We start from the raw sequence: 14,121 nt of genomic DNA, 5'->3' as shown, positions 1-14,121 counted from the left end.
GGCGTCACTGCGGGGACGTGCGGGGCGCGAAGTGGTCGCACGCCGGTGCCCCTGGGGGCGCACACGCGCTTCCAGGGGCACCGGCTGCGCTCCGGCCGGGCGGATCAGCCGCCCAGCGTGCCCCCGGCCGCCGGGGGCTGCACCTCGGCGACCATCGGGTCGGTGCTGAGGTGGATGACGCCGTAGTCGTAGGCGTGCCGCCGGTAGACGACACTGGGTTCCTTGGTCTCGGAGTCCACGAACAGATAGAAGTCGTGGCCGACCAGTTCCATCTCGTAGAGGGCCTGGTCCAGGCTCATCGGGGACGCCACGTGGGTCTTCTCGCGGACGATCAGCGGGCCCTCGCCCTTGACCTCCAGCGAGCCGATCCGCTTCGTCGGCACCCCTTCCGTGTCCTCCTCGTGCACGACGCGGCCGTCACCGTCGAGCGTCGCCGCGTCCGGCACGTGGTCGGCGACCTCGGCCGCCGGGATGCGACGCGAACCGCGCCGGGAGAACCGCTTGTCGTGCTGCTTGCGCAGCCGCGCGTCCAGCTTCTCCGCCGCCAGGTCCAGCGCCGCGTAGGGATCGTTCGCCGCCGCCTCCGCCCGGATCACCGGGCCGCGCGTCCGGAGGGTGATCTCCACCCGGTCGCACCGGTCCGCCTGCCGGGGGTTCGGCTCCTTGGACACCTCGACGTCGAGGCTGATCACCTTGCCGTCGAGCTTCTGGATCTTCTCCAGCTTCAGCTTCTCGGCCACGTGCTTGCGGAACCGCTCGGGCACCTCGGTCTTGCGGCCCTTGACGACGATGTCCACGCAGAACTCCGTTCCCGGATAGCCCCGCTCCACTGGCGGAGCATCTCCCTTTTGCACCCGGCTCCGGTCATCCCCGGAACCTCGGACTCGGTGACGTCCACCTCCTCATCCCCCACGGACGGGCTCTCCACCCCGTCGCCGCGGGTGATTACGGATAAACCCGCGACACGGCATTCGGATTCGGGAGGTGTGGCCTGCGCCTTTCCTCTGAACCGAACATATCTCGCCCGGACGGATGTCGTCACCCTCTACTGCGGCGTACCTCCGTTCAGGTGAATAGACCCTTCTACTACCTGCAACGACGCAAGTTCTCGGTCAGTTCCTGTTTATTTCGAAGGAATCCCGTGGCGCGGCGATCACCGCCGCGCGGAGTGGCTCTCCGACGACATGCGCTGCCGTCTTTCCCGGTGCGTCATGCACCCACTCCTCACCCTCCGGCCCTCCGCCGATCCGTCGTTCTCCCCTTCCTTCCCGGCATCGCGCCGCATATTCGGCGGACACGGGTGCGAGGCGTGTTCCGAGCGCCGCGCGCAGCGCACGCGCCGCCTCCGCGAGGCTCGCGCCGGTGGTCATCAGGTCGTCCACGACCACCACCCGGCCCCCGTCGAGCAGCCGCACCGCGCCCGCCGGGACCTCCAGCGCGCCCGCCAGGTTGGCCAGCCGCTGTCGGCCGTCCAGCGCCGCCTGGTCGGCCACCGGGCGCCGCTGCCGCAGCACGGAGGCCACCCGTGCGGGCGTCCCGGTGCGCCGCAGTTCACGGGCCGCCGCGAGCGCTGTACGCCGTACCGGGTCGTGCCCGCGCGCCCGCACCGCCCGGCGCGCGGAAGGCATCGGCACGAGCAGCACCGCCCCGGCACCGGAACGACACCCGGAACCACCCGCACCACCCGCCCCGAGTCCGCCCCGCACCGCCCGCGCGAGCGCCCCGCCCAGCACCCCGGCGAGCGGCAGCGCACCGCGCTCCTTGTGGGCGAGGATCATCGACCGCACCGTTTCCCCGTACGGGGCGACGGCGTGCACCACCGGCAGTCCCGGCGGCTCCGGCACCGGACGCACCCGGCGCGGGGCGAGCACGCCGAGGGTCGTACGGCACCGGGAGCACAGAGCGGTACGGGGTGTTCCGCACCCCGCGCAGTCGGTCGGGAGCACCAGATCGGTGAGGTCCTGCCACCACCTCGGCATGCCCACCACTCTGCCAACGCCGAACCGAACCGGCCACCCCTGTGGACAACGCCCTGTGGACAAACGCACCCGGCGCCGGACACGCCTCACCCACACGTGTGAGGACAACCGACTCGGGGCGACCGCACCCCCAACCGACACAGGCCCCCGGGCAGGGCAGCACTCACCCCGGACGAACCCGCACCGCACCCCGGACAGAGCCGCACGTCACCGCATATGGGCCCGCACCGCACCCCGGACAAAGCGGCGCTCATCCCCGACAGATCCGCACTTCACCCCGGATGAACCCACACCTCACCCCGGATAGACCGGCGCCGTCCCGTCCTTGTCCACCTTCTGCCACTGCGCCCCGCTCGGCAGCCGCACCACCCCGTCGTCCTCGGAGTAGGCGACCAGCGGAGCCCGCTCGTCCTCGGACGCGGCGATGGCCTTCACCCCGGACAGCGCGGCCGGTGCGGGTCCGTCCAGCGTGGAGCCGTCCACCTGGATGTACCGCATCTGGTGCACACCCCCCTGTTCGAGCCCGACGGCGACCAGGCGGCTGTCCCCCGCCCAGGACATGGCGGTGACCTGCTCCAGGTCGGGCGCGGCGGGGCGCAGCTCGACCACGGTGGGCGCGGCGCCCGACTTGTCGTCGCGCTCGATACGGCCGATCCGCAGCGACTCCTTGTCGCCGTCGGTGACGACCAGTGCCACCCGTACCCCATCGGCGGCGACCCGCACGTCGCGGATGCGGCCGTGCAGGCCGGGTACGTTGACCCGTTCCGGTTTCCCGGCGCCCTGCGCGAGCACGTACAGCTTGGGGTCGCGCGGGTCGCGGTCGGCCACCCACAGGTCGCCGCGCGCGTCCCAGCTCGGCGTGGTGAGCCGGTTGTCCGGGGTGAGCCCCTGGCTGGTGACGACCGCCGGGCCGAGCGAGCCGCCCGCGGCGAGCGAGGCGACGTACAGGCCGCGCCCGTCGGCACTGACCCCGGCCGCGGTCTGCTCGTCGCGCGCGACGGCCACCGACCGCAGGTCCTTGGCGCCGTCACCGAGCGGTCCCGGCACGGGGGCGGCGCTGGTGGTCGCACCGGTGGTCGGCAGCCGTTCCAGCCGGTGCTTGCCGTCCAGGTAGTACAGGTAGTCGGGGCGCTGTCCCGAGGCGTGCCAGGCGACCGCGTCGGCCCGGCCCTCACCGAGGTCGCACAGCGCGTGTCCGCCCGGCCCGCGCAGCTCGACCGACTCCAGGGTCGGCATCAGGTTCCGCAGGGTGAACAGCAGCTGCGTCGCCATCTCCGTGCACTTGGCCGGTCCCGCCTGCGCGGCCTTGGCGTTGAGCGGCACCGTCAGCCGGTTCTGGTCGTCCGGGGCGAGCCCGGTGACGCCCTTCTGGAGCGCGGAGCCGGTGGGGAAGCTGGAGCGGACGACCGGCCCGAGCCAGCGGCTGGGGCCGTCGAGCAGCGACCGCACCACCTGGGTCATCGGATCGACCTTGCCGCGCACGAACACCGGATCGGCGACCGCGACCGGCTGCCCGGTCGCGCCGACCGTGGCGGTCGAGGCGAAGTAGTACTTGTTGACCGACGTGTAGTTGCGCTGGAAGTCCGTACGGCCCATGACCACGCCCTGCGGCAGCCCGTCGATCCGCCACTGCCCGCTCTTCGGGTCCTTGGTCATGTGCACGCTCGCCTCGTACGACCCGTGCGCGGGCGCGTACGCCTGCTCGGCGTCCACGGCGGCGACCCTGCTGCCGGAGAGCAGGTAGGTGACGCCGTTGTCGGACGCCTCGCGGTCCCGTGGCTGGGTGGCGGGCGCCACGCTCGGCCCGTTGGCCAGCACGGTCGCGGACTCGTCGGGCTGCCAGGAGGCCGCGGCCTTCTCCGTCAGATACTTGCGTGCCGTGTCGTACTGGGGATCGTCGCTGGTCAGCGCTTCGAGGAAGCCCTGCATGATCTCGCCGGGGCGGGCGCCCTCGGCGGGCGGCATCGCGAAGACCCGTACCCCCGTGTCCTGCCGGGGCGTGGACTCGACGTCCCGCAGGTCCCCGCTGTCCGGCATCGACGCGCACCCGGCCAGCAGTACGGCACCACAGGCGGCGTAGGCCACCGCGCGTCCGGATCTGCGCCGGACGCCCCCCTCGCGGTCAGCGCCCACGAAATGCCTCCCCTGGCTCACTCGCGTCCTTCGGCCCGGCCCCCTCCGGGCTGCCGCCGGTCTGTCCGGGCACCGGCCGGTCGTCGTGCCCGCGCGGGGCGGCCGTACCGCCCGCGCTCCGGCCGCCGTCGGCGGGTCCGGCCGGGCGCGGCACCACACGGGCGCCGTTGCCGTTGCCCGGCAGCGCGGCCGGACCGGCGGACGGGCCGACCGCCGTACGCGAGCCGACCCCGGCGTGCGCGGGCAGCTGCTGCCCCTGGCCCGCTCCCGGCCGCACCGGTACGGTCGCCCGCTTCTCGTCGGCCCCGCGCGCCACTCCCGCCTCGTCCAGGCCCCGGTTGCGCCGGGAGTCCTTGGGCTCCAGCGGTATCGGGGAGCCGCGCAGCGGTTCGTCGGCGGTGCGCGGCAGGGTCAGCCGGAACTGCGAACCACCGCCGGGCTCGCCCCACGCCTGGAGCCAGCCGCCGTGCAGCCGGGCGTCCTCCAGGGCGATGGACAGCCCGAGGCCGGTGCCTCCGGTGGTCCGCGCGCGGGCCGGGTCGGCCCGCCAGAACCTGCTGAACACGCGGGTCGCCTCGCCGGGTTTGAGCCCCACGCCGTAGTCGCGTACGGCGACGGCGACCGCGCCGCCCGCCGAGGCGAGCCGTACGACGACGTCCCGGCCCTCGCCGTGCTCGACGGCGTTGACGACCAGATTGCGCAGGACCCGCTCGACGCGCCGGGCGTCGGCCTCGCACACCACCGGCTGCTGGTCCCCGGCGACCCGGATGCGGGTGCCCTTGCGTTCGGCCAGCGGCTCGGCGCCGCCGACCACCCGGCGCACGACCTCGCGCAGGTCGATCGGCTCGGCCTCCAGCGCGGCGGCGCCCGCGTCGAACCGGCTGATCTCCAGCAGGTCCGCGAGGAGCGACTCGAACCGGTCGAGCTGGTCCGCGAGGAGTTCGGCGGAACGCGCGGTCACCGGGTCGAAGTCCCCCCGTGCCTCGTGGATGACGTCGGCGGCCATCCGTACGGTCGTCAGCGGGGTGCGCAGCTCGTGCGACACGTCGGAGACGAACCGCCGCTGCATCCGCGACAGGTCCTCCAGCTGCTGGATCTTGAGCTGGAGGTTCTGCGCCATCTTGTTGAAGGCTTCACCGAGGCGGGCGATGTCGTCCTCGCCGGTGACCTTCATCCGCTCCTGGAGCCGCCCCGCCGACAGCCGCTCCGCGATCCCGGCGGCCATCCGCACCGGCGTCACGACCTGCCGCACGACCAGCCAGGCGATGGCTCCGAGCAGCACGACGACGAACAGCCCGGCCGTCGCCAGGGTGCCCTTGACCAGGCTGAGGGACTTCTCCTCCTGGGTCAGCGGGAACAGGTAGTACAGCTCGTACGGGTGGCTGTTGAGGTCGTTGATCTGCTTGCCGATGACCAGCGCGGGCTGGGAGCTCCTGCCACCCGAGTAGACGATCCGGGTGTAGCTCTGCGCGGCCGTCGTGCTGTTGTTGATCCGCTCGCGCAGGGCGGCGGGCACGCTCGCGGTCGGGTCCACGTTGCCGGAGCCGCGGGGACTGCGTCCGCCGCCGCTCTCGTCGCCGACGGGCAGCGTGACCACGTCGAACGCGCCCGCGCCGCCGCTGGACAGGGATTCCACGAGGTCGCTCATCCACTGGATGACGTTCTGCGACTGGCGTCCGTCGGCGGTCGTGCCGTCGGCGTCGTCCGTGTCCGGCGCACCGCCCGCCGCGCTCGCCGCCTCGTCGGCCCGCTGCTTGGCGACCGCGAACCCGCCGGTGGCCTGGCTCTGCGACGCCTTCACCTTCGCGTCCAGCAGGCCGTTGCGCACCTGTCCGATGACGACGAACCCGAGCAGCAGCACCACGCCCAGCGACATCAGCAGCGTCGCGGCGACGACCCGGAGCTGGATGTTCCGCCGCCACAGCCGCATCACGGGCAGCAGGGGCCGCCGCACCCAGCGCAGGAACAGCCGGACGACCGGGCTGCCCTGGACCCCGCCCTGGAGCAGCCCGCCCTCCAGGAACCGCGGTCGGCGCGAGCCCGCCGGAGCGGCACCCGCGGACCGCCCCGGACGCTCACCGGGTCCGCCGGGAGCCGAAGCGGTCCGATCCCCGGACACGTCAGCTCGGTCCGGCCTTGTAGCCGACACCGCGCACGGTCACCACGATCTCCGGGCGCTCCGGGTCCTTCTCGACCTTGGAACGCAGCCGCTGCACATGCACGTTGACCAGGCGGGTGTCGGCGGCGTGCCGGTAACCCCACACCTGCTCCAGCAGCACCTCGCGGGTGAACACCTGCCAGGGCTTGCGGGCCAGCGCCACCAGCAGGTCGAACTCCAGCGGGGTCAGCGCGATGGACTGCCCGTCCCGCTTCACCGAGTGCCCGGCGACATCGATGACCAGATCACCGATGGTGAGCTGCTCCGGCGCCGGCTCCTCCGACCTCCGCAGCCGGGCCCGGATGCGGGCCACCAGCTCCTTCGGCTTGAACGGCTTGACGATGTAGTCGTCGGCGCCCGACTCCAGCCCCACCACCACGTCCACCGTGTCGCTCTTCGCCGTCAGCATCACCACCGGCACCCCGGACTCCGCCCGGATCTGCCGACACACCTCGATGCCGTCCCGTCCGGGCAGCATCAGGTCCAGCAGCACCAGATCCGGCTTTACCTCCCGGAACGCGGCCAACGCCTTGTCGCCATCCGCGACGAACGACGGCTCGAACCCCTCACCACGCAGCACGATGCCCAGCATCTCGGCCAGCGCGGCGTCGTCGTCAACGACGAGAACTCGTCCCTTCATAAACGACATCATCCCATTCACATAACGACGACAGAGGCGCAGGTGAGGCAGCTCACCGCACCGTGACGATAGTCGTACCGGCCAGTCACTGTCTGCCCCGGCCCCCTCCCGGACCCGCCGACCCGGGGCACCGGGCCCGGCGCGCACCCTGCGCCCCGGGCCCGACCGGTCGGCGTCAACCCCGCTGAACCGCCCCGTCCTTCCCGTCGAACAGCCCCGCCACCGCCTCCGCCGTCACCGGCGAGATCACCCCGCGCTCCGTCACCAGTGCCGTGACCAGCTCCGGCGGGGTCACGTCGAAGGCCGGGTTGTACGCCTGCGTGCCCAGCGGGGCGACCGCGACACCGGACGGTCCGGGGCCCGCGGCCTGCGGCGACGCCAGCTCGGTCACCTCGTAGCCGGGACGCTGCTCCACCTCGATGGCGGCACCGTCCGGAGTGGAGGTGTCCACCGTCGTCAGCGGGGCGACCACGATGAACGGCACGTGGTGGTAGCGGGCCAGCACCGCGAGCGGATAGCTGCCCACCTTGTTGGCCACCGAGCCGTCCGCCGCGATCCGGTCCGCGCCGATCAGCACCGCGTCCACCTCACCCGCCGCGAACAGCGACCCGGCCGCGTTGTCCGTGAGCAGCGTGTACGCCATCCCGTGCCGGGCCGCCTCGTACGCGGTCAGCCGGGCGCCCTGGAGCAGCGGACGCGTCTCGTCCACCCAGAGCCGCCGCAGCCGCCCCTGCCGGTGTGCGGCGAGCGCCACCGCGAACGCCGTGCCCTCCCCGCCGGACACCAGCGCGCCGGTGTTGCAGTGGGTCAGCACCCGCTGTCCGCCGCCCGGGAGCAGCTCGTCGAGGAGCGCGAGCCCGTGCGCGGCCATCGCCGCGCTGGCCTCCGCGTCCTCCCGGTGCAGCTCCCGCGCCGCGCCCAGGGCCGCCGTCGCGGCGGCGGTCGGATCGCCGGTCGCCGCAAGCGCCTCGCGGTACGCGGACTCCGCCCGCCCCACACCGAGCGCCAGGTTCGCCGCGGTGGGCCGGGCCGCCTCCAGGGCGCGCGCCGCGTCCTGGACGTCGAAGCCACGCGCTGCGGCGAGGGCGACGCCGTACGCGCCCGCGATGCCCAGCAGCGGCGCACCGCGCACCGCAAGCGAGCGGATCGCCTCCACCAGCGCCGGAGCGTCCGTGCAGACCAGCTCGACCTCCTCGGCGGGCAGTCGGGTCTGGTCGAGCAGGACCACCACGGGTCCCTCGGGCGGTTCCTCCCATCGGATCGCGGGTATCCCGCTCGGCCGCCTGTCCTCACCGGATCGCGCGCGCTGATCAGCCATGCCGTCAGTCTGCCCCGTATCCGCCGGAGAATTGAAGGATCACAGCTCATGCAGCGGCCGGTCACCTCGCATGCCGCTCGTGGCACGATGGCTGCCAGCCTGCCGCCGCGACCGCGGAACGGCACCGTGAAGGAGCTTCGATGACTGACACTCCGGGCTGGGCCTCGCCCGGAAACCCCCCGTCGCCCGAGGACCGGGAGTCCGGCACGTCCGGCCCCACCGACCGGCCGGGCCCCAGCGGGCCCGAGGGACAGCCCGGCATACCTCCGCAGGACGCGTCGGGGCCCAAGTGGGCCGGGGAACAGCCGCCCCCCGGCCAGTGGTCGGCACCCACCGGCGCCCCGCACCCCGGCCAGACCCCACCGCCCCCGCCCTCCGGCCCCGGCTGGGGCGGCCAGCCCGGCGGCTACGAGACACCCGGCACCCCCGGCGCCCGGGGCAACGGCCCGACGGGCTGGGGCAACGGCTGGAACAACGGCTGGGGCGGGCCCCCGCCCGCGGCCAAGCCCGGCGTCATCCCGCTGCGCCCGCTCGGCGTCGGCGAGATCCTCGACGGCGCCGTCTCCACCATGCGCACCTACTGGCGCACGGTCCTCGGGATCTCCCTGACGGTCGCCGTCATCTCCCAGCTCGCCGTCGTACTGCTCCAGGGCCTGGTGCTCAAGCACACCCTCGAGACCTTCGGCACCGCCGGTCTGGACAACCCCTCCATCACGCCGAGGGAGGCACTGAGCACCCTGGGCGGGCTCGCGGCGGGCGGCGGCCTCGTGACCGTGATCGGGCTCGTCGCCAACCTCGTCGCCACCGCCCTGCTCACCACGGTCACCAGCCGCGCCGTCATCGGCCGCGAGATCAGCGCCCGCGAAGCCTGGCGCCAAGCCCGCCCGCAGGTACCGAGGCTCTTCGGCCTGCTCCTGCTGCTCGGCCTCATCACCGTCGGCGTGCTCGCCGTGGGCCTGGCGCCCGGCTTCATCGCCCTGCTGGCGGGCTCCGAAGTCGCCGGCGCCGCGCTGCTGGTCGTCGGCCTGATCGGCGCCGCCGTGGTCGCCGTGTGGCTGCAGGTCCGCTTCTCCCTGGCATCGCCCGCGCTGATGCTGGAGCGGCAGCCCATCGTGAAGGCGATGAGCCGCTCCACGAAGCTCGTCCGCGGCTCCTGGTGGCGGATCTCCGCTATCCAACTGCTCGCCGCGGTCATCGCGGGCGTCGTCTCGTCGCTGGTGGTCTTCCCGTTCAGCCTCATCGCCATGACCGCGGGCGGCGGCATGCCGGGGATGCTCGGTGCCGGCCAGGGACAGAGCTTCGGCTGGACGTACCTGATCATCACCGGCGTCGGAGCGGTGATCGGCTCCACGATCACGCTCCCGCTCAACGCGGGTGTCCTCGTCCTCCTCTACATCGACCAGCGCATCCGCCGCGAGGCACTCGACCTCGACCTCGCCCGCGCCGCCGATGTCCCCGCTCCCGGCGCCACCGGCGCCCCCGGTCCCGTACCCGGGAGCTGACGGGGTGGGCCTGACGGGGGGAGTCATCACGGCGGCAGCGGGGGCGCCGTACACGACGGGAACAGCCGGAGCAGCCGTACGACGGCTGCTCGGCACCGCGCACACCACGGTCCTCGCGGCCCAAGGCCCGTCGTCCGGGCCGCCGGTCACGACCCCGCGCGACCCGGCACGCGAGGCCGCCCGCCGCGAACTGTCCAAGGGGATGTACCACCAGCACGACCCGAGCCTGTTCCAGCGCGTCTGGACCGCCTTCTGGGAGTGGATCGGCAGACTCCTCGACCGCGCCGCGTCCGCCACCCCCGGCGGCGCGGTCGGCCTGATCGTCGTCGCCCTGTGCGTACTCGCCGTACTGGCCGCCCTCTGGTGGCGGCTCGGCACCCCGCACCGCCGACCCGCCTCCGCACCCGCGCTGTTCGACGCCCGCCCCCGCAGCGCCGCCGAACACCGCTCGGCCGCCGAGGCGCACGCCGCCCAGGGCCACTGGAACCAGGCCGTCCAGGAACGCATGCGCGCCATCGTCCGCGCCCTGGAGGAACGCGCCCTGCTCGACGTACGGCCCGGCCGCACCGCCGACGAGGCCGCCGCCGAAGCGGGCCGCGCCCTCCCCGCGTTCACCGGACGGCTGCACACCGCCGCCCGCGCCTTCGACGACGTCACATACGGCGGACTCGGTGCCGACGAGCCGACATACCGCGACCTCACCGCACTCGACGCCGACCTGGAACGCAGCCGCCCGGTCCTCACCGACAGCACGGCCACGACCGCCGACAGCACCACGGCCGCCCAAAGCACCCACCGGGGAGCCGCCGGATGACGACCACGGCCCCACTTCCCACCGTCCCGGCCACCTCCACCGCGCCCACCACCCGCCAGATGTGGACCCGCTCCCGAGGCATAGCCCTCGCCGTCGTCCTGATCCTGGTCACGGCCGTCGCCACCGCCGCGCTCAACTCCCGCGCCCAGTACGGCGCACTCGACCCGCGCTCCCCCGACCCCCAGGGCAGCCGCGCGGTCGCGGAGCTCCTCGCCGACCAGGGCGTCTCCACCCGCGTGGTCACCACACTCACCGCGGCCCGTGCCGCCGCCGCACCCGACACCACCCTCCTCGTCGCCGCACCCGACCTGCTGACCCACGCCCAGCAGAACCGGCTGCACGCGTCCACCGCCGACACGGGCGGCCGAACCGTGCTGGTCGCCCCCACCGCTTGGTCCACCAGCCGCCTTGCCCCCGGAGTCACCGCGAGCGGCACACCCGACGACGCCTCGCCGCACGACCCCGACTGCGCGCTCCCCGCCGCCCGGCGGGCCGGTCGAGCCGACACCGGAGGCATCCGCTACACCACCGCCCGCCCCGGCGCCGACGCCTGCTACCCCAGCTCCGGCCGCGCCACCCTGCTCCGCCTGCCCGCCCCGACAGGCAAGGGCGACACCGTCCTGCTGGGCGGCCCCGACATCCTTCTCAACGAACATCTCGGCGAACAGGGCAACGCCTCGCTCGCTCTCCAACTCCTCGGCTCGCGCCCTCATCTGGTCTGGTACCTCCCCTCTCTGTCGGACGACTCCGCCACCGCGAACGGCGCACAGAAGGACTTCCTGGACCTGCTCCCCTCCGGCTGGCTCTGGGGCACCCTGCAACTGCTCATCGCCGCTGGTGTCGCCGCCTTCTGGCGCGCCCGCCGGTTCGGTCCCCTCGTGCCCGAACGGCTCCCCGTCGCCATCCGCGCCTCGGAGACCGTCGAAGGCCGCGCCCGCCTCTACCACAGGGGCGACGCCCGGGACCGCGCCGCCGACGCCCTCCGCACCGCCACCCGCACCCGCCTCGCCCCCCTGGTCGGCGTCCCCGCCACCAGGGCGCACACCGCCGAGGCCCTGCTCCCGGCCCTGGCCGCCCACCTGGACGACAGCGCCGGACATGCCCTGCACGGCCTGCTGTTCGGACCGCCGCCCGGCGACGACGCGGCCCTGATCGACCTCACCGACCGACTCGACGCCCTCGAAAGAGAGGTTCGCCGTCCATGATGGACCCGACCACCGACAACGCCGGGAAGACCGCGCACCCGGACGCCGCACGGGCCTCCCTGGAGGCCCTGCGCGCCGAGATCGCCAAGGCCGTGGTCGGCCAGGATCCCGCCGTGACCGGCCTCGTCGTCGCCCTCCTCTGCCGGGGCCACGTCCTCCTGGAAGGCGTCCCCGGCGTCGCCAAGACCCTCCTCGTCCGCGCCCTCGCCGCCGCCCTCGAACTCGACACCAAGCGCGTCCAGTTCACCCCCGACCTGATGCCGAGCGACGTCACCGGCTCCCTCGTCTACGACACCCGCAGCGCCGAGTTCTCCTTCCAGCCCGGCCCGGTCTTCACCAACCTCCTCCTCGCCGACGAGATCAACCGCACCCCGCCCAAGACCCAGTCCTCCCTGCTCGAAGCGATGGAGGAACGCCAGGTCACCGTGGACGGCACCCCGCGTCCGCTCCCCGACCCCTTCCTCGTCGCGGCCACCCAGAACCCGGTCGAGTACGAGGGCACCTATCCCCTACCGGAAGCCCAGCTCGACCGCTTCCTGCTCAAGCTCACCGTCCCGCTGCCCTCGCGCGAGGACGAGATCGACGTCCTCACCCGGCACGCCTCCGGCTTCGACCCCCGCGACCTCAAGGCCGCCGGAGTACACCCGGTGGCAGGCGCCGCCGACCTCGAAGCCGCCCGCACCGCCGTCGCCAGGACGACCGTCTCCCCGGAGATCACGGCGTACGTCGTGGACATCTGCCGCGCCACCCGCGAGTCGCCCTCGCTCACCCTCGGCGTCTCCCCGCGCGGTGCGACCGCCCTCCTCTCCACCGCACGCGCCTGGGCCTGGCTCACCGGCCGCGACTACGTCATCCCCGACGACGTGAAGGCCCTCGCCCTGCCGACCCTCCGCCACCGCGTCCAACTGCGCCCCGAGGCCGAGATGGAGGGCGTCACCGCCGACTCCGTCATCAACGCGATCCTGACGCACGTCCCGGTTCCGCGCTGATGGCCGTCACCGGACGCGCCGCCCTGGTCGCCGCCATCGGCTCGCTCCCCGTCGGCCTGCTCGATCCCGGCTGGACGGGCATCCTCGCCGTGAACGGCACCGTCGCCCTGGCCTGCGCCTGCGACTTCGCCCTCGCGGCCCCCGTACGACGGCTCGTGCTGTCGAGGTCCGGCGACACCACCACGCGTCTCGGCGAACCCGCCGATGTCACCCTGACCCTGACCAACCCGACCCGGCGACAACTGCGTGCCCGCGTCCGTGACGGCTGGCCGCCCAGCAGTTGGGCACCTGGCACCGAGACCGAAGGGTCCCGGCACAGCGTCACGGTCCCGCCCGGAGAGCGGCGCCGCCTGACGACCCGTCTGCGTCCCACCCGACGCGGCGACCGTCACGCCGACCGTGTCACCATCCGCTCATACGGCCCCCTCGGACTCTTCTCCCGCCAGGGCTCCCACAGAATCCCCTGGTCTGTACGGGTTCTGCCCGCTTTCGCCAGCCGAAAGCATCTACCGTCCAAACTCGCACGATTGCGTGAACTCGACGGCCGGACCAGCATGCTGACCCGCGGCGAGGGCACCGAGTTCGACAGCCTCCGCGAGTACGTCCCCGGCGACGACACCCGTTCCATCGACTGGCGGGCCACCGCCCGGCAGACGGCCGTCGCCGTCCGTACCTGGCGCCCGGAGCGCGACCGGCACATCCTGATCGTCCTCGACTCCGGCCGCACCTCAGCCGGTCGCGTCGGCGACGTCCCGCGCCTGGACGCCGCGATGGACGCGGCCCTCCTCCTCGCCGCACTGGCGGCCCGCGCGGGCGACCGCGTCGATCTCCTTGCCTACGACCGCAGGGTGCGCGCACTCGTCCAGAACCGCTCCGCCGCTGAGGTCCTGCCGTCCTTGGTCACCGCGATGGCCACGCTGGAGCCGGAGTTGGTGGAGACCGACGCCCGCGGCCTCACGGCAACCGTCCTGCGCGCGGCCCCTCGCCGCTCCCTCGTCGTCCTGCTCACCACACTGGACGCGGCCCCGGTGGAAGAAGGCCTGCTGCCGGTACTCCCCCAGCTCACCCAACGGCACACCGTCCTCGTCGCGGCCGTCTCCGACCCGTTCATCGACGGCATGGCGAAGGCCAGGGGGGATGTCGAGGCGGTATACGAGGCCGCGGCAGCAGCACAGGCCCAGAATGAACGCCGACGTACGGCGGAGCAGCTGCGTCGGCACGGAGTGACGGTTGTGGACGCGATGCCGGAAGACTTGGCGCCCGCGCTGGCGGATGCCTATCTGGCCCTGAAAGCGGCTGGCCGTCTCTGAATGAGAATTACCGCGCCGAGCCCGCCGGGGCGGTAATTCTTCATTTCCCCCGAAAAGGTCCGGAAATGCGGAA

General features: G+C 73.4%; 11 protein-coding genes. 5 read left to right on the top strand and 6 right to left on the bottom strand.

All coding sequences use genetic code 11. From position 1 onward, the window contains the following. Positions 1 to 104: 104 nt before the first annotated feature. The 6 genes from hpf to mtnA all read right to left on the bottom strand — a co-directional run bounded on the left by hpf (position 105) and on the right by mtnA (position 8,228). Positions 105 to 797, bottom strand: a complete 693-nt coding sequence (hpf, locus tag KUM39_RS08025) for a ribosome hibernation-promoting factor, HPF/YfiA family (RefSeq protein WP_372455724.1) — start codon at positions 795 to 797, stop codon at positions 105 to 107. A gap of 315 nt (positions 798 to 1,112) precedes the next feature. Then, entirely contained in the window at positions 1,113 to 1,979 is an 867-nt protein-coding gene (locus KUM39_RS08020; RefSeq protein WP_217784737.1) for a ComF family protein, read from the bottom strand. A 294-nt stretch (positions 1,980 to 2,273) separates the two neighbouring features. Further along, positions 2,274 to 4,112: an LpqB family beta-propeller domain-containing protein gene (locus KUM39_RS08015; RefSeq protein WP_217784736.1), complete on the bottom strand. Its 1,839-nt coding sequence runs from the start codon at positions 4,110 to 4,112 to the stop codon at positions 2,274 to 2,276. After that, positions 4,102 to 6,231, bottom strand: coding sequence for an MtrAB system histidine kinase MtrB (gene mtrB, locus KUM39_RS08010; protein WP_217784735.1), 2,130 nt, complete (start codon positions 6,229 to 6,231; stop codon positions 4,102 to 4,104). Before mtrB ends, KUM39_RS08015 begins: the two co-directional genes overlap by 11 nt. A gap of 1 nt (position 6,232) precedes the next feature. Beyond that, positions 6,233 to 6,922, bottom strand: coding sequence for a two-component system response regulator MtrA (mtrA, locus tag KUM39_RS08005; RefSeq protein ID WP_217784734.1), 690 nt, complete (start codon positions 6,920 to 6,922; stop codon positions 6,233 to 6,235). A 163-nt stretch (positions 6,923 to 7,085) separates the two neighbouring features. Next, complete coding sequence (gene mtnA / locus KUM39_RS08000) at positions 7,086 to 8,228, bottom strand: S-methyl-5-thioribose-1-phosphate isomerase (protein WP_217784733.1); 1,143 nt, start codon at positions 8,226 to 8,228, stop codon at positions 7,086 to 7,088. A 140-nt stretch (positions 8,229 to 8,368) separates the two neighbouring features. Between mtnA and KUM39_RS07995 the strand changes: the two genes are divergently transcribed. From KUM39_RS07995 to KUM39_RS07975, 5 genes are read left to right on the top strand one after another with little or no spacing between them, the layout of a single operon-like run. Then, positions 8,369 to 9,730 (top strand): DUF7544 domain-containing protein, encoded by a 1,362-nt coding sequence (locus tag KUM39_RS07995; RefSeq protein ID WP_217784732.1) that lies wholly within the window; start codon positions 8,369 to 8,371, stop codon positions 9,728 to 9,730. Positions 9,731 to 9,734: 4 nt separating this feature from the next. Next, complete coding sequence (locus tag KUM39_RS07990; protein WP_372455723.1) at positions 9,735 to 10,544, top strand: DUF4129 domain-containing protein; 810 nt, start codon at positions 9,735 to 9,737, stop codon at positions 10,542 to 10,544. Then, a complete protein-coding gene (locus KUM39_RS07985; RefSeq protein ID WP_217784730.1) occupies positions 10,541 to 11,749 on the top strand; it encodes a DUF4350 domain-containing protein in 1,209 nt (402 codons plus the stop codon). The genes KUM39_RS07990 and KUM39_RS07985 overlap by 4 nt, the downstream gene beginning before the upstream one ends. Beyond that, on the top strand, positions 11,749 to 12,738 hold the full coding sequence (locus KUM39_RS07980) for an AAA family ATPase (protein WP_217784850.1): 990 nt from the start codon (positions 11,749 to 11,751) through the stop codon (positions 12,736 to 12,738). Before KUM39_RS07985 ends, KUM39_RS07980 begins: the two co-directional genes overlap by 1 nt. Continuing rightward, positions 12,738 to 14,048: a DUF58 domain-containing protein gene (locus tag KUM39_RS07975; RefSeq protein WP_217784729.1), complete on the top strand. Its 1,311-nt coding sequence runs from the start codon at positions 12,738 to 12,740 to the stop codon at positions 14,046 to 14,048. The genes KUM39_RS07980 and KUM39_RS07975 overlap by 1 nt, the downstream gene beginning before the upstream one ends. The last annotated feature ends 73 nt before the right edge of the window (positions 14,049 to 14,121 follow it).

The sequence above is a fragment of the Streptomyces corallincola genome (assembly GCF_019104725.1).
GTDB classification, from domain to species: Bacteria; Actinomycetota; Actinomycetes; order Streptomycetales; family Streptomycetaceae; genus Streptomyces; species Streptomyces corallincola.
Note: the sequence above shows the minus strand (reverse complement) of the source record. Positions and strands in the feature narration are given on the sequence as shown.